General features: G+C 62.7%; 24 protein-coding genes. 6 read left to right on the top strand and 18 right to left on the bottom strand.

Features of this window, described 5'->3' with window-relative positions:
* Positions 1–76 precede the first annotated feature (76 nt).
* The 3 genes from PU133_RS07045 to PU133_RS07035 all read right to left on the bottom strand — a co-directional run bounded on the left by PU133_RS07045 (position 77) and on the right by PU133_RS07035 (position 3,079).
* The gene (locus PU133_RS07045; RefSeq protein ID WP_404864064.1) at positions 77–1,699 is read right to left on the bottom strand and encodes an ABC-F family ATP-binding cassette domain-containing protein; all 1,623 of its coding nucleotides are present in this window, start codon (positions 1,697–1,699) and stop codon (positions 77–79) included.
* A gap of 130 nt (positions 1,700–1,829) precedes the next feature.
* The gene (locus PU133_RS07040) at positions 1,830–2,840 is read right to left on the bottom strand and encodes a Tim44 domain-containing protein (RefSeq protein WP_404864063.1); all 1,011 of its coding nucleotides are present in this window, start codon (positions 2,838–2,840) and stop codon (positions 1,830–1,832) included.
* Positions 2,837–3,079 (bottom strand): hypothetical protein, encoded by a 243-nt coding sequence (locus PU133_RS07035; protein ID WP_404864062.1) that lies wholly within the window; start codon positions 3,077–3,079, stop codon positions 2,837–2,839. Before PU133_RS07035 ends, PU133_RS07040 begins: the two co-directional genes overlap by 4 nt.
* Positions 3,080–3,203: 124 nt before the next feature.
* Here PU133_RS07035 and PU133_RS07030 point away from each other — a divergent pair, with 124 nt between their 5' ends.
* Positions 3,204–4,442 (top strand): diguanylate cyclase, encoded by a 1,239-nt coding sequence (locus PU133_RS07030; RefSeq protein ID WP_404864061.1) that lies wholly within the window; start codon positions 3,204–3,206, stop codon positions 4,440–4,442.
* A gap of 43 nt (positions 4,443–4,485) precedes the next feature.
* Here PU133_RS07030 and rsgA read toward each other — a convergent pair whose 3' ends face one another.
* Positions 4,486–5,475: a ribosome small subunit-dependent GTPase A gene (rsgA, locus tag PU133_RS07025; protein WP_404864060.1), complete on the bottom strand. Its 990-nt coding sequence runs from the start codon at positions 5,473–5,475 to the stop codon at positions 4,486–4,488.
* A 153-nt stretch (positions 5,476–5,628) separates the two neighbouring features.
* Positions 5,629–5,784, bottom strand: coding sequence for a hypothetical protein (locus PU133_RS07020; RefSeq protein WP_164527819.1), 156 nt, complete (start codon positions 5,782–5,784; stop codon positions 5,629–5,631).
* A gap of 160 nt (positions 5,785–5,944) precedes the next feature.
* Between PU133_RS07020 and PU133_RS07015 the strand changes: the two genes are divergently transcribed.
* The 4 genes from PU133_RS07015 to PU133_RS07000 all read left to right on the top strand — a co-directional run bounded on the left by PU133_RS07015 (position 5,945) and on the right by PU133_RS07000 (position 8,625).
* Complete coding sequence (locus PU133_RS07015) at positions 5,945–6,403, top strand: metallophosphoesterase family protein (RefSeq protein ID WP_404864059.1); 459 nt, start codon at positions 5,945–5,947, stop codon at positions 6,401–6,403.
* Positions 6,404–6,503: 100 nt separating this feature from the next.
* Entirely contained in the window at positions 6,504–7,142 is a 639-nt protein-coding gene (locus PU133_RS07010; protein ID WP_404864058.1) for a hypothetical protein, read from the top strand.
* A 122-nt stretch (positions 7,143–7,264) separates the two neighbouring features.
* A complete protein-coding gene (locus PU133_RS07005) occupies positions 7,265–8,041 on the top strand; it encodes a phosphodiester glycosidase family protein (RefSeq protein WP_404864465.1) in 777 nt (258 codons plus the stop codon).
* 104 nt (positions 8,042–8,145) lie between these two features.
* Complete coding sequence (locus PU133_RS07000; RefSeq protein ID WP_404864057.1) at positions 8,146–8,625, top strand: pyridoxamine 5'-phosphate oxidase family protein; 480 nt, start codon at positions 8,146–8,148, stop codon at positions 8,623–8,625.
* Positions 8,626–8,632: 7 nt separating this feature from the next.
* Here PU133_RS07000 and phnE (PU133_RS06995) read toward each other — a convergent pair whose 3' ends face one another.
* The 11 genes from phnE (PU133_RS06995) to phnG all read right to left on the bottom strand — a co-directional run bounded on the left by phnE (PU133_RS06995) (position 8,633) and on the right by phnG (position 17,590).
* Complete coding sequence (gene phnE / locus PU133_RS06995; RefSeq protein ID WP_404864056.1) at positions 8,633–9,490, bottom strand: phosphonate ABC transporter, permease protein PhnE; 858 nt, start codon at positions 9,488–9,490, stop codon at positions 8,633–8,635.
* Positions 9,487–10,413: a phosphonate ABC transporter, permease protein PhnE gene (gene phnE / locus PU133_RS06990; RefSeq protein ID WP_404864055.1), complete on the bottom strand. Its 927-nt coding sequence runs from the start codon at positions 10,411–10,413 to the stop codon at positions 9,487–9,489. The genes phnE (PU133_RS06995) and phnE (PU133_RS06990) overlap by 4 nt, the downstream gene beginning before the upstream one ends.
* Positions 10,414–10,417: 4 nt before the next feature.
* The gene (gene phnC, locus PU133_RS06985) at positions 10,418–11,278 is read right to left on the bottom strand and encodes a phosphonate ABC transporter ATP-binding protein (RefSeq protein ID WP_404864054.1); all 861 of its coding nucleotides are present in this window, start codon (positions 11,276–11,278) and stop codon (positions 10,418–10,420) included.
* 109 nt (positions 11,279–11,387) lie between these two features.
* Positions 11,388–12,308 (bottom strand): phosphonate ABC transporter substrate-binding protein, encoded by a 921-nt coding sequence (phnD, locus tag PU133_RS06980; RefSeq protein ID WP_404864053.1) that lies wholly within the window; start codon positions 12,306–12,308, stop codon positions 11,388–11,390.
* 152 nt (positions 12,309–12,460) lie between these two features.
* Positions 12,461–13,072 carry a DapH/DapD/GlmU-related protein gene (locus PU133_RS06975; protein ID WP_404864052.1) on the bottom strand — a complete coding sequence of 204 codons (612 nt, stop codon included), beginning with the start codon at positions 13,070–13,072 and terminating at the stop codon, positions 12,461–12,463.
* Between the two features lie 2 nt (positions 13,073–13,074).
* The gene (gene phnL / locus PU133_RS06970) at positions 13,075–13,782 is read right to left on the bottom strand and encodes a phosphonate C-P lyase system protein PhnL (RefSeq protein WP_404864051.1); all 708 of its coding nucleotides are present in this window, start codon (positions 13,780–13,782) and stop codon (positions 13,075–13,077) included.
* Between the two features lie 9 nt (positions 13,783–13,791).
* Positions 13,792–14,568, bottom strand: a complete 777-nt coding sequence (phnK, locus tag PU133_RS06965; protein ID WP_404864050.1) for a phosphonate C-P lyase system protein PhnK — start codon at positions 14,566–14,568, stop codon at positions 13,792–13,794.
* The gene (locus tag PU133_RS06960; protein WP_404864049.1) at positions 14,565–15,443 is read right to left on the bottom strand and encodes an alpha-D-ribose 1-methylphosphonate 5-phosphate C-P-lyase PhnJ; all 879 of its coding nucleotides are present in this window, start codon (positions 15,441–15,443) and stop codon (positions 14,565–14,567) included. The genes phnK and PU133_RS06960 overlap by 4 nt, the downstream gene beginning before the upstream one ends.
* Positions 15,440–16,546 (bottom strand): carbon-phosphorus lyase complex subunit PhnI, encoded by a 1,107-nt coding sequence (locus tag PU133_RS06955; protein WP_404864048.1) that lies wholly within the window; start codon positions 16,544–16,546, stop codon positions 15,440–15,442. The genes PU133_RS06960 and PU133_RS06955 overlap by 4 nt, the downstream gene beginning before the upstream one ends.
* A 1-nt stretch (position 16,547) precedes the next feature.
* Complete coding sequence (phnH, locus tag PU133_RS06950; RefSeq protein WP_404864047.1) at positions 16,548–17,147, bottom strand: phosphonate C-P lyase system protein PhnH; 600 nt, start codon at positions 17,145–17,147, stop codon at positions 16,548–16,550.
* 2 nt (positions 17,148–17,149) lie between these two features.
* Positions 17,150–17,590, bottom strand: coding sequence for a phosphonate C-P lyase system protein PhnG (gene phnG, locus PU133_RS06945; RefSeq protein ID WP_404864046.1), 441 nt, complete (start codon positions 17,588–17,590; stop codon positions 17,150–17,152).
* Positions 17,591–17,668: 78 nt separating this feature from the next.
* On the opposite strand from phnG, the gene phnF reads away from it, so the two are divergent.
* Positions 17,669–18,403, top strand: coding sequence for a phosphonate metabolism transcriptional regulator PhnF (gene phnF / locus PU133_RS06940; protein WP_404864045.1), 735 nt, complete (start codon positions 17,669–17,671; stop codon positions 18,401–18,403).
* A gap of 24 nt (positions 18,404–18,427) precedes the next feature.
* Here phnF and PU133_RS06935 read toward each other — a convergent pair whose 3' ends face one another.
* Positions 18,428–18,787, bottom strand: a complete 360-nt coding sequence (locus PU133_RS06935) for a hypothetical protein (RefSeq protein WP_404864044.1) — start codon at positions 18,785–18,787, stop codon at positions 18,428–18,430.
* A 3-nt stretch (positions 18,788–18,790) separates the two neighbouring features.
* Positions 18,791–19,780, bottom strand: a complete 990-nt coding sequence (locus tag PU133_RS06930; RefSeq protein WP_404864043.1) for a LysR family transcriptional regulator — start codon at positions 19,778–19,780, stop codon at positions 18,791–18,793.
* Positions 19,781–19,868 lie beyond the last annotated feature (88 nt).

The following is a 19,868-nucleotide window of genomic DNA, read 5'->3' as shown; positions in this document are numbered from 1 at the left end:
TTGAGCGGTCTGCCGGTCGTCCGTGACCTGCACGAAGCAGATAGGGCTTGATGCCGAAAGTGCCAGAGCGACTGGCTCAGCTCCGCAGGCCAGGGGCCTCCTGGCCCGTCCGCTCCACATATTCGGTGTAGCCGCCGCCATAGAGATGCGGGCCCTCCGGCGTCAGCTCCAGCACACGATTGGAGAGCGCGGCCAGGAAATGACGGTCGTGGCTGACGAACAGCATCGCGCCTTCGAACCGCGACAGCGCCTCGACGAGCATCTGTTTGGTGGCAATGTCCAGATGGTTCGTCGGCTCATCGAGAACGAGAAAATTCGGCGGGTCGAACAGCATCTTGGCCATGACGAGGCGGGCCTTCTCGCCGCCGGAAAGCACGCGACACTTCTTCTCCACGTCGTCGCCGGTAAAGCCAAAGCAGCCGGCAAGGGCCCGCAAAGGCGCCTGCCCCGCCAGCGGAAATCTATCTTCCAGCGACTTCAGCACCGTGCTCTCGCCTTCCAGCAGCTCCATGGAGTGCTGCGCGAAATAGCCCATCTTCACGCTCGGTCCACGCGTGACGGAGCCCGCATCTGGCTCCGAAGCGCCTGCGATCAGCTTGAGCAGCGTCGACTTGCCGGCGCCGTTGACGCCCATCACGCACCAGCGCTCGCGCCGGCGCACCTGAAAGTCGAGCGCATCATAGATCGTGCGGTCACCATAGCTCTTGTGAACACCCTTGACGGTCGCGACATCCTCGCCGGAGCGCGGTGCGGGCTGGAATTCAAAGCGCACGGTCTGCTGGCGCTTCGGCGGCTCCACGCGTTCGATCTTGTCTAGCTTCTTCACCCGGCTTTGGACCTGCGCGGCATGGCTTGCGCGCGCCTTGAATCGCTCGATGAAGGCGACTTCCTTCGCCAGCATCGCCTGCTGGCGCTCGAACTGCGCCTGCTGCTGCACTTCAGCAATTGCGCGCTGCTGGCGATAGAATTCGTAATCGCCGGAATAGGTGGTAAGCGCGCCCGCATCGATTTCGATGATCTTGCCGACGATGCGATTCATGAACTCGCGATCGTGCGACGTCATTAGAATGGCGCCGTCATACCCCTTCAGGAAGGTTTCGAGCCAGATGAGACTTTCGATGTCGAGATGGTTCGATGGCTCGTCGAGCAGCATCAGGTCGGGCCGCATCAGCAGGATCTTGGCGAGCGCCACCCGCATCTTCCAGCCGCCCGAAAGCTTGCCGACATCGCCATCCATCATGTCCTGGCTGAAGCCAAGCCCGTCCAGGACCTCGCGCGCGCGCCCATCGAGCGCGTAGCCGTCGAGCTCGTCGTAGCGGCCCTGTACCTCGCCATAACGCGTGATGATGTCGTCCATCTCATCGGCACGGTCCGGGTCCGCCATCGCGGCTTCGAGTTCTGCCATCTCGGCTGCCAGCGCGCTGACTGGGCCGACACCGTCGATCACCTCGACCACTGCGCTGCGCCCGGCCATGTCGCCGACATCCTGGCTGAAATAGCCGACCGTCACACCCTTATCGACCGAGACCTGCCCCTCGTCAGGCAGTTCCTCGCCGGTGATCATGCGAAAAAGCGTTGTCTTGCCAGCCCCATTCGGGCCGACAAGGCCGATCTTGTCGCCGCGCTGAAGTGCTGCCGACGCCTCGATGAAGACGATCTGCTTGCCGTTCTGCTTGCCGATGCTTTCAAGGCGGATCATGCGCGGTGTCCAGGTCAGTTTAAGAGGGGAGCCGCCTCAAACCATCCTGCCGCCTGCGGCGCAAGAGCTGCCGCACCGCAAGCTCGGTTTTACATGACGTCGCAACGCGATCGGCGGGGGGGTTGCAGCTCTAGACGGCAGCTTCCTGGATCGCCGAAAGCTTCCATTCGCCACCGTTCCTGCGCACGAAGGTCCACAACTCGACCGTTTCGGTCGGTTCGTCGACACCGCCCGCCAAAGCGCCGGTGGTGCGGTCGCGCAGGACATCCGTCGCCTCGTAGCGGAACGCGGCGGTGGCATAGTCGTCCTCGCCCTCGTTCCACGCTTCGGCAATATCTGCTTGCAGAAGCTTCACGCCGGTCACCTCGTTGCGCACCCCGCGCTTTGCGTTGTCGGCCAGTTCCTCCGAGAAATAAGAGACCATCTCGGGCGTGGAAAGCCGGCGCAGAGCAGCGTGATCCTCGTCTGCAAACGCGCGCTGCACCTCGCCGAGACGGCGTTCGAACATGTCGAGATCTTCCTGATCGACGGCGATGTCGGTCATTTGAGGGGCAGCAGCAGCTGCGCCTCCGCCAATCCGCGGGACCGTGAAACCCGCAGCTGATGCCTTCGGCGACGACTGGGGCGCCGCATCACGCATCGAGGAATGTCCAAAGCCCGGTCCACCGGCCGAGGCTTGCGTGCGGGCGCCACCGGCGACGGCCGGCTGCCGGCGCGAGCGGAAGAACGCCATCGCCAGCCACACGAGCCCGCCGATGAGGAGCAACTGCACCAGGAAGCCGAGCGCACCGGCCAAGCCGCCGAAGCCATAACCGAGCAACATGCCGAACAGACCACCGATCAAGATGCCGCGCATCAACCCGCCGCCCAGGCCACCGAACATGCCCGGCCGCTGCTGCTGCTGAGCTGCCGTCTGCTGCTGGCGCGGCGCGGTGCTTGGCGCCGGCGTCATGCTGCGCTCGACCGGACCGGTCTGGTTCGGTGCGGTTCGCGTGGGTGGGGCGGACTGTTGCGTGCGGAAGCCGCGGCTGCCGAAACTGCCGCCACGACGCGCCTCGGCAAAATCGACAGAGACAAGCGTCATAGCGATGAATGCCGCCGACAGCAGGGCGAAAAAGCGAAAACGTCCGAGATTCATCATGGCAACCGTTGCTCCAGTTGCCCGCTGAGAAGTCGCAAAGCGGGCCAGTATCCAAACGGTCCGACATCGCGACGCTTCGAGAAGGTCGCCAGAGGGGCCCGGTCCGCTGCACGGGATATGGCAATATCCACCCCCTGTTGCAAGGCGCCGAAGTGGTGGATACCAAAGTGAAGCAGGCCAGCAATCGACATCCCGCCGGAGATAACGATCGACGCCATTATCGTTTCGGCGGGGTTCATGCGAAGCACGGTCCCGGCACCACATCATCTGTCGAAACGACCCGTTAAATCGCCTGCCGTGCGTTAAGACATTCTATACTTTCAGGCAGCACGTTTCCGCTAATCGTTGAAGGAGATTGAGAGCGTGAGCGAGCGCGATGCCCTGCGCGAGATGGACGACGAGAATGATCGTCTCGCTGCCCTGGAGCGCTATGACGTGCTCGACACGCCACCGGAGGAAGCCTTCGATCGGATCACCCGGCTTACCCGTCAGATCTTCGATGTGTCGATCTCGACCGTGACGCTGATCGACGGGCATCGACAATGGTACAAATCCCGCCAGGGCGTCGATGTGGCGGAAACCGACCTGTCGCAATCGCTTTGCCAAATCGCCGTCGTCAATGGCGAGCCGCTCATCGTCGAAGATGCACTGGTTCATCCCACCGTTCACAATCATCCGGCGGTAATCGAGGGATTGAAGCTGCGCTTCTACGCCGGGATGCCGCTGCGCACACCGCATGGTCACGTCATCGGCACGCTCTGCGCGGCGGACACGGTGCCCCGTACTTTTTCGAAGCGCGACCAGGGCATTCTCGCCGATCTCGCCCAATTCGTCGTCAGCGAACTGGAGCTGCGAACGCTGGCCATGACCGATGCGCTAACGGGTGCCCTCTCCCGGCGCGCATTCCGCGAAGAGGCAGCGCGCGCCATCGGCCTCGCCCGGCGTCACGGCACCGATCTCAGCGTGATGATGATCGATCTCGATCACTTCAAGCGCGTCAACGATACCTACGGGCATCGGTTTGGCGATCGGCTTCTGGTTGAGGTCATATCGACGCTTAAGGCGAACGCCCGTCACTCAGACATCATCGGAAGACTTGGCGGCGAGGAATTCGCCATCATCCTCCATCAATCGAGCGCCGCGGCAGCGCTTGACGTCGCGGAAAAACTCCGCTCTGCGGTTGCCCGTCTTCGAATAGAGCATGTCGATGGACCGGTCGGCGCGACGATCAGTGTCGGCGTGGCCGGTCTCGATCGGACCACGCTGGACATAGACACTCTGCTCGAACGGGCGGACGCGGCGCTCTATGTCGCGAAGTCGGACGGACGCAACCGCTGTATCCGCTGGGAAGGTCCCGCACAGCCAATTCCAGCCGATGTACGTCGTCGGGTACTGAAAGGTGGACGCATCGCGTTCAATGGAGGACGGTCGACGATGGATTGCACGGTGCGGACCCTCTCCGAAACCGGCGCCGGGCTCGATTTCATCAGCACAGCCGACGTCCCCGATCGCTTCAAGCTGCTTATCATGGCCGACGAATTCTCGCGCATCTGCCGGGTCCGGGTCCGCGGCGATCGACGCATCGAAGTCGACTTCGGATGACAGCTTGACGATCAGCTGATCTCTCGGCGGCTGTTCGGAAAGCTCACCGGCGTGACGACTTATGCGCACCGAAAGCGCTGTTTTCGTCATGCAACTTACGCCAGCGGGCGAAGCGATGGGGATCGATCCGCCCATCTTCGACGGCCTTGAGCACGGCGCAGGCCGGCTCGTGGCTGTGCGTGCAGTTTCTGAACTTGCACTGGCTCTCCAACTCGCTGATCTCGGCGAACACCGCATCGAGCCCCTCGGCCATTTCTCCGAGATGCACCGATCGGATACCGGGCGAATCCAACACCCAGCCACCGACGCTGACCGCGTGCAACGAGCGCGCGGTCGTCGTGTGTCGTCCCTTGGAATCACTTTCCCGAACGGCGCCGGTGAGTTGGGCGCTATCGGCGCTGGAGCCTGAAAGCGTATTCACGAGCGTCGACTTGCCAACCCCGGAAGAGCCCGTGAGCGCCACGGTCTTGCCGACACCGAACCAGGATTGCAGTTTCGAAACAACCTCCGGGCGGCGCGGATCGACCACCACGATCGGCAGGTCTCGCGCCAGATCGCTCGCCAGTGTCACGAACGGATCGGCTCCTTGTGGGGTATCCGCTTTGGTCAGCACCAGAACCGGAGGGATTTCACATTGTGCTGCCATGGCCAGATACCGCTCGAGCCGTGGAACGTTGAAATCGTCATTGCAGGAAGTGACGATGAACAGCGTGTCGACATTGGCACCGGAGAGCTGCGTGCTGCCGTCGCTCATGCGCCGCGAAAGCAGCGAGGTGCGCTCAAGGCGCCGACGAACGAGATGATCGCCCGGTTCTGCAAGGACAAAGTCGCCGACCGCATAATCGCCAACGGCTTCGCTCGCCGGCAGAACAAGGTCGACGGGGCCATTTGCGGAGTATCCGCTGATGCGTGCGCGATGGATATTCGCGATGCGGACGGGCACGAGATGAACGTCGTCTTCGCCCATCTGATCGCTGAAAAATGACGACCAGCCCAAAGCGCCAAGGGCGGCTACGCCGGTCGGTTCAAGCATTGGTGTTCTCTTTTCCACGGGCACAGCCGAAATCTTGGACGACGCAGGAGATGCACTCGCCGACATGCGACGCCTGCTTACCACAGCATGATGTGGCGCGCCTGCATGTTTAGGACCTGTGGGGACCGGTGCGAGACGGGCTGATGGGCCAGACTACGGCTCGCGCTTCACGGTCTTCAAATTCGGCAGGCTGGGACGCATCGATTTGACGCCGGCTTCTTTCAAGGCTGTATACCCAACCTTCTTAAGGAGCTTCTCCGTCTTCGCACGCTCCTTGTCGAGAGTGCTCTGGCCTTTGTTCTTCGGCATCGGTCCTCCAACTGGGGCGGTGTCGTCCGTACCCCGACACATGGTGTGACAGATCCCTGTGGCGAAGGCGAGGAATGCGTGATTTGAGCGAGCCCTACTTTTGCTGATCTGCCAAGACAAAGCCGCCTATTTCATCCTGATGTGAAGGACCCCTTCTGCCATGCCCACACTCGGCGTCATCTCGGATACGCATGGTCTCCTGCGCGCTGAGGCAATTGCCCTGCTGCAAGGCGTCGATCACATCATCCACGCCGGCGACATCGGAAACCCCGACATTATCAAGCGACTGGAAACGGTCGCCCCGGTTTCGGCGATCCGCGGAAACATCGATGTCGACTCTTGGGCAGCGACCTATCCCGAGACGCTGCGGACAAGGCTTTTCGATCTGAGGATCTTCGTGATCCACGATCGCAAGGACCTGGCGTTCTCTCCCGGTAAAACAGACATCGACCTCTTCATCTCGGGACATTCTCACCGGGCGAGCATCGAAATGGGGGATGGCGTGCTTTACCTGAACCCCGGCAGTACGGGCCCGCGCAGGTTCAGATTGCCCATCACCTTGGCAAAGGTGCAGATCACGAATGGGCAGTTGACGCCTGTGATCCACGAAATCGCATGAGGATCATGGGCGTCGTACCGGTCGCCATGAATTGGCGCAGACTGCAAACGGCCGAAAGAATCAGATTGAAGGCCGATGCGTCAGACTCCATCTGAGCATCATGCCCCGAGCACCAAAACCCAAACCACCGACGAGACTGATCCAAGAATGGCCCCTTTCACCGGCCGCGACATTGGGTTCGGCTGTGCGCACCAGGGGCATCCTCCTCGAAATCCGTGCGCATCTCCCTTTCAAGGAACGCAAGAAGGTCGACATCGAATCCGGCGCGATCGTGCTTCGCGTGCCAGAAGACGATGAGGACGATCACTTCGGGCTCGTAAAGGCCGTCACCAGCAAACTTGTCGGCATCGAAAGTCTTCCGGTGATACCCCGCGAGGTCGAGGACATTCTCGCCATCGAGCCCGCCGAACGCCATCGCTGGTTGAAGGACGGCCGGCTGGAAAGTGCCGGAACCCGAACCGTCAAGCTCCGTGGCCGGGCGCGCAAGATCACCTTTCACGTTTTCGATCCGCGCCACATCGAGGATGTGCTCGACCGCGATCTTCCCGAGGTCTGGCGTGAGGAAGATTCAGCGACCGCAGCCGAAAACAGACGGCGCGGAGCCCAGAAAGCAGCTTTAAAGAAGGCGGGGAAATTGGGCGGCTCGTCCGGCCGCGCCGAAGGCACTGTCAGCGGGGAGAAACAGTCGTCCGGCCTGAAAGGGTGGGACGACTTCGACCTCGACGGGCTTCTTCGCTAGATCTCGATTGCCGCCGATACCTCGAAATTTCCAAGGCACGGGTGAAGCGTGGTCTTAGAATAACGGCACTCTCCTGCTATCGACCGACCGATCACAGCGAGCGAGGACAGTGCATGACTGCAATACGAGGTTTGGCCGGTGCTGCGTTGACGGCCGTGTTGGCGGTAATCGCCGTGCTCTTCGCGCTTCCGGAGGCCAAGGCTCTGCAGTGCAGCGACGAACGTTTCGAGGGCTCGGGCTATGTCGTCTGTACGATCGACCCTGCCGTGTCCGACCTGCGTCTGTTCTGGAGGAATGAAGAGGGTCTGCCTTACCGCCGCTTCTCCAGCCTCGCTGGCGCGCTCCGGGAGCAGGAGCAGAACCTCATCTTCGCGATCAATGCCGGCATGTACCAGACCGATTTTTCGCCGCTCGGCCTTTATATCGAGAATGGAGAGGAACTGCGGTCGGCCGATACCACCACGATCGAAGGCCCGCCGCGACAGGTGCCGAATTTCTACAAAAAGCCCAACGGCGTGTTCTTTTCCGGAGAGGATGGAGCGGGCATCCTGCCGACGGAAGACTTTCTTGCTGTGAAGCCCGATGCGCAATTGGCCACCCAGTCGGGACCAATGCTCGTCATCGAGAACGCGCTCCACCCCGCGCTGATCCCCGGTTCGACCGATACAACCCGACGCAGCGGCGTCGGTGTCTGCGAAGGCGGGCTCATCCGGTTCGCGATCAGCGACTGGCGCGTGAATTTTCATGAATTCGCGCGGTTCTTCCGCGACCAACTGGCCTGCCCCAACGCACTTTTTCTCGACGGTGGCCGCGGCGCTGGTCTCTTTCTCCCCGAAAAAAGACGCAACGATTTTTCCTGGCACGGCGGCTACGGCCCGATCCTGGGCGTGGTGGAATAGCGACGACGTCACGCTCGACGAAAACGAGCCGATTTGCGCGAAATCAATGCGATCGACTGCTCAGCCAATATTCTCCTGCGATCGCTATGCAGGAGGCTTTTCCAATGGATAGCAAACTTCGCAGCACCATTCTCGACCTGCTCGACAAGCACCGCATCCTCACGCTGGCCACGCTCCGCGCGGACGGTTGGCCGCAGGCGACCACGGTGGGCTATGTCAGCCGTGGACTGACCCTGTGGTTCATAACGGGAAGAGATACGCAGAAATCCCGGAATCTCGCGGGCGACAACCGCGTGTCGCTGACCATCGACCACGACACGACCGATCCGATGGCCATCACCGGTCTATCGATGGCGGCCCGCGCCTTCCCGGTCACTGATGAAGCGATGATCCGAGACATCCTGGTTTCCGAGCTTCCGAAAAAGTATCCGGAATACGCCTCGATGATGAGCGGCCTCGACATCAGCGGCGTGGCTGTCTTCGAGCTTCGCCCGGAAGTGATCTCGGTGCTCGATTACTCGAAAGGCTTTGCCCACACGGACGAAGTGACCATCGACGATACGGACCGCCGGGCAGCGGCTTAGCACGCCCCTAGTGAGACGTTTCGCCGATCAACCGCGCACGGATTTTCTTCGACAACCAGTCGATGACGAAGATGCAGACGAGCACGTTCAAGACGACGAATGCGACCTGATCGAAGAGGTTCGCGCGGAAGCGCTCGATGATGATCATGCCGATGCCGCCGGCACCGACGAGGCCGAGTATCGTTGCACTTCGTGTCGAGGATTCGAAGAAGTAGAGCGACTGCGAAATGAAGATCGGCAGCACCTGGGGCAGATAGCCATAGCGCGCGATCTTCAACGGACCGGCGCCCGTCGAGCGGATGCCTTCGACCTGCTTGCGATCCACGTTTTCGAGCGCTTCCGAGTAGAGCTTCGATAGGGTGCCCGTATCCGATACGGCAATAGCGAGCACGCCGGCGAGCGGACCCAGTCCGACTGCCCGAACAAACACCAGACCCCAGACAAGCTGATCCACACCGCGCAGAATATCGAGAATACGCCGCACGATTTGGCGCACGACGACGAAAGGCATCGTGGTGCGCGCTGCGAAAAACCCGATGAAGAGCGCCATGACGGTGCCGAGCAATGTGCCGAGAAATGCCATGCCGAGGGTCTGTGCGATCCCGATATAGATCTGCCGATACTGCCACTCGCCCATGTCTTCCCAGATGAAGAACGCCGCGATGAGGTTGAGGGCGCGCCCGGAGGCATCGAGAAGCCGGTAGACCTCGAAATAATAGAGCGAGCCGATCACATAGAAGATGACCGAGAGCCAGATCGCCCACCGCGTGATCGTCGAGAAGGTGGAGCCGAACGCTTGCGGATGGCTGTGGCGAACACTGGCAATGTCGCTCGACGAAATCGACTGCAGTGTCATCGCGGTCATTGCAGGTTCTCCCGGCCGATGAAGTGCGTTCGCATCTGTTCGGAAAGCAGGTCGATCAGCGTGACGGTGATGACGACCAGCAGCAGGACGGCCACGACGCGATCGTCGGAATAGAGGCTGATCACCCGGTTGAGTTCCGCCCCGATGCCGCCGGCCCCGACGAAGCCGACGATGGAAGATGCTCGCACATTGATTTCGAAGCGCAGCAATGTGTAGGAGACGAAATTTGGCATGACCTGCGGAACGACGCCGTAGCGGATTTCCTCGAACCAGTTGCCGCCAACGCCGCGTATGCCCTCGACCGGACGCATCGACGCGTTCTCGTTGACCTCTGAGAACAGCTTGCCGAGCGCGCCGGCGGAGTGGATTGCGATTGCCAGCACGCCTGCGAGCGGGCCGATGCCGATCGCGAAGACGAAGACCAGCGCGTAGAGGATTTCCGGCACGCCGCGACAGATCTCCATGAAGCGGCGCGACACGATGTAGATGAAGCTGTTCGGAGCAAGGTTTCGCGATGCCGGGAAGCAGAGGAGGAAGGCTGCCGTTGCGCCGAGAATGGTCGCGGTGAGCGCCATGAAGATCGTTTCGACGATGAGGCGAATGTAGACGTTGAAATCCGAGTACCAGTAGGTCAGCGAACCGGGCACGGCGCGTCCGTCGGCTCCCCTCCCTTCGAACAGCAGGTCGAACTGCAGGTTCGGCATGATCGTGCCGAAATACTCGAAGATGCGCGGCAGGCCGGCAGCCAGCCGATCCGGGTAGAAGCGCGACACCCAGATCGAGAGGCCAAGCGCCAGCAGAAATGCGCCGATGAACAGGATGTTCATGCCGAGGCGCTGGCGGCGCAATTCGCTGCGATGACGCTCGAATACGGAAACGGCGTCGTTGGGCTGCGGCCCCGCGTTCACATCTATGGAGGCCATGGGCTCAGCCTGCCAGGAGTTCTGCGCGGGCGCGCTGCTGCAGGTCCGCCTCCGTCAGACGCTCGGCCGGCACTTCGGTGCCTGCGGGCTTCAGCGTCGTCGACGTCATGCTCTCGCTGAAGGCCTCGTCTGCCTCCGCGCCGTATATCTCGCGTGCCGCCCGTTCGGTCAGGGCAGATGGCGGCCCGTCGAACACGACGCGGCCTTCGAAGAGCCCGATGACGCGGTCGCAGTAGTTGCGAGCCGTATCGAGCGTATGGAGATTGCAGATGACGGCGATGCCGTCTTCGCGGTTGATCGTGCGCAACGCATCCATGACGACTTTAGCGTTCATCGGATCGAGCGACGCGATCGGCTCGTCCGCAAGCACGATCTTCGGTTCCTGGGCAAGCGCACGGGCGATGGCGACGCGCTGCATCTGACCACCGGACAGCGTATCGGCCTGTTGCAGAGCCGTATGCGCCATGCCCAGACGATCGAGCGCGCGGATCGCGAAGGCACGTTCGGCAGGCGTAAACACCTGGAACATGCTGGCGATGAGGCCATGGTGATAAAGCCGCCCGGTAAGCACGTTGGTCAGAACGTTCAGGCGACCGACGAGATTAAACTGCTGGAACACCATGGCGCAATTTGCCCGCCATTCGAGCAGTTCCCGGCCTTTAAGCGCCGTCACGTCCCGGCCGTCGAAGATGATCGAGCCACCGGTCGGCTCTGCCAACCGGTTGATCATCCGCAAAAGCGTCGACTTGCCGGCACCGGAGCGCCCGATGACCCCCACCATCTGGCCGTCTGGAATATCAAGCGAGATATTGTCGACGGCATTGCGCGTCTTGAAGCTCTTGGTCAGGTTCTTGATCGCAAGCATGGGATGTCCTTCGAGGTTGCCGGTACCCGAACGGGTGGCTGCCATTCGCGGAAAGACAGGCCCGCAGAAGCTGCGGACCTGTCTGACTTATCGCTGGTTTGCGATCAGCTCAGCGGGAGCCTTCGAGTTCGCGCTGGCGCATGGCAACGACGCCTTCAAAGAACGAGTGGTCCACGGCCTTGAAGCCCTGGCCTTCGCCCTGCGACACGTTGATGTAGCACTCCGGGTCGGTCTCGTTCAGCGTCTCGAGCCAGCCATTGACCTTGTCCTTGACGTCCTGCGGCAGGCTCTTGCGGTTTACCCAGGGACCGTTCGGGATGAGGTTCGACTGCCAGATGATGCGCAGGTCCGACATGTCGAGAAGGTCCTTGTCGACCATCGAGCGCAGAGCGCCGCGGGAGAAGCCTTCGGATTCTTCGCCGACGCCCGAGGTCCAGGTGACGCCAGCATCATACTGGTCGTTGAGAACGGCAATCACGGCCTGCTCATGGCCGCCACCGAAGCCGGTCTGGGAAAAATAGTCGTCGATGACGATTTCCTGGGCTTCGAGTTCGGCCTTCGGCACGAGGTAGCCGGACGTGGAGTTCGGGTCGGCGAAGGCGAGAGACTTGCCTTCCATGTCTTCGAGCGACTCGATGCCGCTGTCGGCCTTGGTGTACATCATGGCGTAGTAGCCATCCGAACCGTCGGCCTCGAGAGCGACGAAGGCAGGCTCGACGGCTTCCGGATCCTGCAGGTAGATGCCGGCGTAACCGGAGGCGCCGAGTTGGGCGGCATCGAGCTGGCCTGCAACGAGGCCCTGCATCACGCCGGCATAGTCCGAAGCCGGATAGAGCTCGACGGGCACGCCGAGGATTTCGCCGAGCTGCTGAACCATGCAGTCGTTCTTGCGCAGACGGTCGGCTTCGTTTTCACCGCCGAGAAGGCCGACGCGGAAGACATCGATGTCCTGAGCAAGGGCGGAGCCGGCGAGAAGGCTGGTTGCGAGCGCTACGTTGACGGCGCCGCGAGCGATTTGAGCGATCATCATGATCTCCACGATCAATTGGAATATGTGCGGTCCGGACACCCCATCCGGCCTGGCATCCACTCCCTACCGAGCGTTCACGACAGTGGGTTGACGGTATTGCAACAGATTGATGAAGGCTCGCGGGAAGCGATGGCTTCAGCCTCGGCAGGGCGTCAGCGATGCTTGGCGATGAAGTCGTCGATGGCCAGCGTGCGGAAGTCGTCAAGCGCCGCGTGCAGCTTGTCGTGGTCCCAATCCCACCAGGCAAGCGCGTCCAGTTCGGCGGCGATATCTGCCTCGAAACGCTTGCGGATTGGTTTGGCGGGAACACCGCCGACGATCGTATAAGGTTCGACATCCTTCGACACGACGGCACCCGCGCCGATCACCGCGCCATTGCCGATCGACACGCCCGGAAGAAGTGTCGCACCGTGGCCGATCCACACGTCGTGGCCGATTGTGACAGCATTTTCCCGCCGCCAGGAGAAGAACTCGGCATCGTTTTCGGCACCGTCGAAATAGTCGCCGGCCCGGTACGTGAAATGGTGCTGGCTCGCGCGCCAGGTGGGGTGGTTGGTGGCATTGATGCGCACGGCCGCGGCGATCGACACGAACTTACCGATCGTCGTGCACCACACATCGCAATCCTGCATGATGTAGGAATAATCGCCGAGCACCGTCTCGGCCACGCGGCTGCGCGCGCTGATTTCCGTGTAGCGCCCGAGCGTACACCCCTTGATCTCGGCCGTTTCGTGAACGGAAGATTCCGGCGAAAGTCGTCCCATGATCAGGCGGCCTCGCGCGCCGGCCGAAAGGCCGTGACGTCGATGATCCGGTCTGCGACCGTCTCGCGCACTTCCTCGTCGTGAAAGATGCCGAGCAAGGCGGCACCCGCCCGCTTTTTCTCCTCGATCATCGCGATGACCACGCGCCGGTTCTGTGCGTCGAGCGATGCCGTCGGTTCATCGAGAAGCAGCACGGGATGTTCGGTGATGAAGCCCCGCGCGATGTTCACGCGCTGCTGCTCGCCGCCGGAAAACGTCGCCGGTGGCAAAGACCAAAGCGCGTGCGGAAGGTTCAGTCGTTCAAGCAGCGCCCTCGCCTGCTGCCGCGCAGCATCTGCGTCATGGCCCCGCGCGATCAGCGGCTCGGCGACGACATCGAGCGCAGAGACGCGCGGCACCGTGCGCAGGAATTGGCTGACATAACCGATGACGTTGCGGCGCAGTTGCAGCACCTGGCGTGGGGAAGCCTGGGCAAGATCGACGGTCTCGTCATCATGCGTGACGAGGATCTCGCCGCCATCCACTGCGTAATTCCCGTAGAGCATCTTGAGGATCGAACTCTTGCCGGCACCCGAAGGGCCGCCGAGCACGACGCATTCGCCGCGCGCCACACGAAAATTGACATTGTCGACGACGGGCAGACGCAGCCCGCCTCTCAAATGCATGGTGAAACTCTTGGCGACGCCCGAAACGACGAGTGGATCTGACATGGTCTGTCCTCACACCTGCAGGATGGAAGAGACGAGGAGCTGCGTGTAGGGCTCGCGCGGATCGTCGAGCACCCGGTCGGTCAGACCATGCTCGATGACGTGGCCGTCCTTCATGACCATGATCCGCTGCGACAACAGCCGTGCCACCGCAAGGTCATGGGTGACGACGATGGCTGCAAGCCCCAGTTCGCCGACAAGCCCGCGCAACAGATCGAGAAGCCGGGCCTGGACCGAGACATCGAGACCGCCCGTCGGCTCGTCCATGAAGACGAGCCGCGGCACGGTGACGAGATTGCGCGCGATCTGGAGCCGCTGGCGCATGCCGCCGGAAAACGCGTTGGGTCGGTCGTCGATGCGGTCGGTCGAAATCTCGACCCGCTCCAGCCAGTCGGCCGCGGTATCGCGGATCCGCCCATAGTGGCGCTCGCCGACAGCCATCAGCCGCTCGCCCACATTGGCGCCGGCCGAGACGCCCATGCGCAGGCCGTCCGCTGGATTCTGGTGCACGAAGCCCCAGTCGGTGCGCATGAGGCACCGGCGTTTGGCCTCACCCATCGCATAGAGATCCTGCAGCCGACCGTCTCGCATGCGGTAGTCGATGCTGCCGGCCGAAGGCGCGAGCCGCGCGGAGAGGCAGTTCAAAAGCGTGGTCTTGCCGGACCCGGATTCGCCAACGATCGCAACGATCTCGCCCGGGTGGATGTCGAGGTCGACGGCCTCGCAGCCGATGCGCTCGCCATAGATTTTCGTGACGCCGCGTGCGGTCATCAGGGGCTGGTCGCTCATCGCCGTGCCTCCTCGACAGCGGCCTGATTTCCGACATGACCTTCCGAGCGTCGCCCATCGCAGTGCGCCGTGTCGGAGCAGACGAACATGCGCGTGCCGCGGTCGTCCATGATCACCTCGTCGAGATAGACATCGTCTGCGCCGCACAATGCACAGGGCTTGTCGAAGCTCTGCACCGTGAAGGGATGGTCGTCGAAATCGAGGCTCACCACGTCGCTATAGGGCGGGATCGCATAGATGCGACGCTCGCGCCCTGCCCCGAAGAGCTGCAGCGCCGGCGACATGTGCATTTTAGGATTGTCGAATTTCGGCGTCGGCGACGGATCCATCACATAGCGCCCCTCCACCTTGACCGGATAGGCGTAGGTCGTCGCGATCTCGCCGTGGCGGGCGATGTCCTCATAGAGCTTGACGTGCATCAGGCCATATTCCTCAAGCGCATGCATCGTCCGCGTCTCGGTCTCCCGCGGCTCGAGGAAGCGCAGCGGCTCGGGGATCGGCACCTGGTAGACGATGATCTGGCCATCGGTCAGCGGATGTTCGGGTATGCGGTGGCGGGTCTGGATGATCGTCGCCGCCGCGGTGTCAGTTGTCACCGCAACATTGGTGACCTTCTGGAAGAATGCGCGGATGGAAACGGCATTCGTCGTGTCGTCCGCGCCCTGGTCGATGACCTTGAGCACATCGTCCTGGCCGATGATGGCGGCGGTCACCTGCACGCCCCCGGTCCCCCAGCCGTACGGCATCGGCATTTCCCGGCTGGCGAACGGCACCTGATAGCCGGGGATCGCGATCGCCTTCAGGATCGCGCGCCGGATCATGCGCTTGGTCTGCTCGTCCAGATAGGCGAAATTGTAGAAGGGTTCCCCGGTCATTCGGCGGCCTCGCGCTGGTCTTCGACAGTCTCGTTCTCCGCTTCGTGCGCAGCGCGCATACGGCGCACCAGATCGAGCTCAGCCTGGAAATCGACGTAATGCGGCAGCTTCAGGTGCTCGACGAACCCGGTGGCCTGCACGTTGTCGCAATGGGAAAGCACGAACTCTTCGTCCTGCGCCGGTGCGCCGGTCTCTTCGCCCAGTTCGCCGGCCCGCAGGGCCCGGTCGCAGAGCGCCATGGCCATCGCCTTGCGCTCCGATTGACCGAAGACGAGGCCATAGCCACGTGTGAACTGCGGCGGCGCCTTGGCCGAGCCCTTGAACTGGTTGATCATCTGGCATTCGGTAACGCGCACGCGCCCAAGCGGCACGGCAAAATCGAGCTTGGGAACATCAAGCTCCACCTCCACCTCGCCGATACGAATTTCACCGGCGAAAGGGTGAGAGCGACCGAAGCCCCGCTGCGTCGAATAGGCGAGCGCGAGCAGAAAGCCTTCGTCGCCGCGGGCGAGAGATTGAAGCCTGCCGTCACGACCCATCGGATAGTCCTGCGGCTCGCGGGTGATGTCGGCGATATGGTCGCCCTCGACGCTTCCGTCTTCTTCCACCAGACCTTCTTCGGCAAGCAGCGCTGACACGCGCGGCGGCGGCGATGCATCGTCGACGCTGATCCGCTCGCCTTCGGGGATCGCTTCGTCGCCGGCCAGTGCCGGATCGAGCAGGCGGTGCGTGTAGTCGAAAGTCGGCCCGAGCAGTTGCCCGCCAGGCAGATCCTTGAACGTGGCTGAAATGCGCCGCTCGATCCGCATTTCGCCCGTCTCGATCGGGCGCGAATAGCCGAAGCGACTGAGCGTGGTGCGATAGGCCCGCAGCAAGAAGATCGCCTCGATCATGTCGCCCCGCGCCTGACGAAGTGCGAGTGCGGCCAGTTCGCGATCGTAAAGCGATCCTTCGGCCATGACGCGATCGACCCCGAGCGCCAGCTGCTCGACGATCTGGTCGAGCCCGATGGCAGGCAGGTCGCGGTTGCCCCGACGACGGTCGGCCAGAAGCCGGTGGGCGTTGGCGATCGCCTTTTCACCACCCTTGACGGCAACATACATGTCAGACCTCCACGCGTTTGATGGTGAGCGTGCGCGGCATGCCCATCACGGCGCCTCCCGCACACAGGATGAGATCAACACCGCGGGGGAACAGCGCACGGTTCTCCGCCCAGCGCTCGACGAAGTCCGCGCCGAGACCGGCGGGTGCCACGGTCGCTGACGTCTTGATGCCCGGGCCCGAGCAAGCCAGGCGCGGCCCATGCGTCAGGCCTCCGCAGGCCTTGACGATGGTGGTCGAGCGATCCGGATATTCCTGCGTTCCCTGCCCGAAAGCGCGAAGGTCGGGCAGCGGATCGGCCTCGGCGACGAGCGCGAAGGCGGCGCGCTCGGGCGCATCGACGAGCGGCGCGCCCGTTGCGAAAGCAAGCCACTCCCGCACCTTGCGATCATCGGCGAGCGACGGGCTAAGCCACAGGGACGTTTCGTGATCGATGAGCGTCAGCGCGATGGCGGCTAGATCGGCATCAATGGCGCCGGCGTCTTCATCGACGACCAGCCGCTGGATCGTACCGGGACGCGACAGCGCGTCCATCAATGCCCGAAAATTCGCCTGCGCGCGGAAGACCGGATCGGCAGGCTGCTGTGTTGCGAAAGCGGTCATCTTCAGTCCTCGCCGCGAACCATGGTGAAAAAGTCGACCTTTGTGGCCGCGGTCTCTTCGGCACGCCGCGCGTCGGCCTCTTGCTCCGCCTTGCGCAGCGGCTTGAGGATCTGCTGCTCGATCATCTCGCGCCGCGTTTCATCCTGGCAGAGCGCATCGCAGATCGCCGACTGCAGCGCCTTCTTGCGATCGCGTCCCAGCGCATAAGCATGACCAATGTGACCGTCGAGTTCGACGCTTGCCCGCGTCACGGTCACCTCTCCCACATTGAACGGCGAGCCACCGCCGCCAATACGTCCGCGCAGCGTGACGAGGCCAGTTTCCGGTGGCCGGACGACGCGCGTTTCACGCGGCAGAGCAGCCTGCTGGCACAAGCAGTCCAGTAGTGTCATGTCAGCGCGGGCAAGCAGACCCATCGCTTCTTTCCGGCCATCCCAACTCATCGAAGCATCCCGTCACTTGTCTGTTTATCTAGACAACTGTAGCCTACACTACGGATGATCGATGACAAGGCTGTGACGATGGCGGACAAGGTGGGCATTTCCAGAAGCGGGGTCGCGCTGTGGCGGCAGGTGGCGGATCAGCTGCGCGGGGCAATCGACCGCGGCGAGTTTCCGCCCGCCTCGAAGCTGCCGTCCGAATTCGAGATCGGCCGCCAGTTCGGCGTCAATCGCCACACGGCACGCGCAGCAATCGCGCATCTTGCTTCGGAGGGATTGGTGCAGACCCGGCACGGGCTTGGCACCATCGTCACCCGCTCAGGCCGCCTATCGTACCCGATCCGCCTGCGCACTCGGCTCAGCGCCGGCCTGTCCGATCAGGTCGCTTCGATCAACAGTCGGTTGCTGGGCACGCAGGAACAGGAGGCGACCCCGAGCATCGCCGCAGAACTCGGCCTCAGCCCCGGCGACAGCGTGCTGGAACTGGAGACAGTGAGCATCGCTGCAGACCGCCCCATCTCGCTCGCCACGCATTGGCTCGACGCCGGGCGGTTCAGGGGCTTTGCCGAAGTGTTCGAGACGACGGGATCCATGACCGCAGCGTTCCGCCAATTCGGCATTGACGACTATATCCGCCGCGAAACCCGCGTACTGGCCGAAGGCGCCGGCGAGGCAGAGCTCACGCATCTCGACCTGCCCAAAGGCTCGATCGTGCTCGTGGCGACTGGAACCAATACCACGCTCGACGGAGAGGTCTTCCACCTGACCCGAACCCGCTTCGCAGCCGACCGCATCGAGTTGCGGATCGAGCATTGAGGGATTGCCATCGCCGGCGTTGGCTCAGGGCTCGATATTGCTGTCTCCACTGTCCGTCGGCAAAGCTTCGAACCAGTCGCGATAGGGCGTGTTCCTCGCGAGGTGGCGGTTGAAATCGGGGGCGCCGTCGTTCCACCAGACAGCGCCGCGTTCGCCGAGAGCCACCTTGGCGTTGTGCACGGCGGCGCGGGCATCAGCGAGTGCGTCGGCATCGGTCGCGGCCTTCGCCGACTTGACCGCGCGACGCGCATCCATGAGCTCCTTCACGAGCCTTGTCCGCGCATCGGCATCGAGACCGGGATTGGTCGTCCGCCAGAGCCTTCCGCGCACGACGAAGTAGCGCCCATCCGGCGTGACGGGAAGGCGCGCACTGCCATTGCTCATCGGTCAGCCACCCGCCTCTCCGCCTTGCATACTACCCGGTGAACAGCGGCGCAGCAGCGTCGCGAGGATCGTTTCTGCAGCGGGAGAGAGATCGCGCTCCTGGCGGGTCACGACGCCATACGTCTTGACCGTCAGGTCGGGCGCCACGGGCAAGGTGGCAAGCCGGCTGCCGAGGCCGCTGCTGTCGATGAAGAATTCCGCCACCGCCCTGGCCAGCGGCGCGATCGCGTTCGTCTTCTGCACGAGCGCAAGGGTGAAGAGCGTGGACGCGGTGCCGAGCACGCGGCGGGGAAGACGCAAGCCCTTGGAGAGGATGTAGTCCTCCGCCGTACGCCGCAGCAGGCCGCCTGGCGGCTGCATCACCCAATCGTAATCGAGACACCGGTCGAGCGACAACGGATCGATCCGGGTCAAGGGATGATCCGCCCGCACCACGAGGCCGATCGGTTCGTCACCGATGTCAGACACCGCGAATGGTTGCGCGTGGGCACCATCGGGTATGCGGCCGACATAGAAATCCAGTTCACGCGCAAGGAGCGCTTCGGCGAGCTTATTCGACGTATCGACCTGAACCGCGATTTCCACGGCCGGCGAAAGCACCCGGATCTCGCGCACAAGCGGCAGGATCAGCTCGAGCGATGGGCCGGTGACTGATCCGATGCGCACGAGGCCACGCGTTCCCTGGATCGTCTGGACCACACGTTCCTGCGAAAGATCGAGCTCGCGCAGGGTCCGTACCGCCTGATCGGCCATGATGTGGCCGGCTTCCGTCAAGGAAACGCCGCGCGCATGGCGGGTGAAGATCGGCGTGCCGATCATCTCCTCAAGTTGTGCCATGAGGCGCGATGCGGCCGGCTGCGTCATGCCCACCTGCTCGGCCGCCGCGCCGATCTGCCCGGTGTCCCGCAAGACGGCCAGCAGCCGCAATTGCGAGAATTTCAGCCCCTTGCGAACAAGGTGATTCTGGCTGGTGAGACCCTCGGCCTGGCTCATGACATGACCATACTGTTATCTCTCGAAGCGGAAATGCGATTTGACGCGCATGTCGACTTCTAGCAACGCTGGCCTGAACCATGCAACG

The organism is Georhizobium sp. MAB10 (assembly GCF_045012825.1).
Taxonomy (GTDB): domain Bacteria; phylum Pseudomonadota; class Alphaproteobacteria; order Rhizobiales; family Rhizobiaceae; genus Georhizobium; species Georhizobium profundi.
The sequence above is the reverse complement of the archived record's forward strand: the minus strand, read 5'-3'. Positions and strand labels throughout refer to the sequence as shown.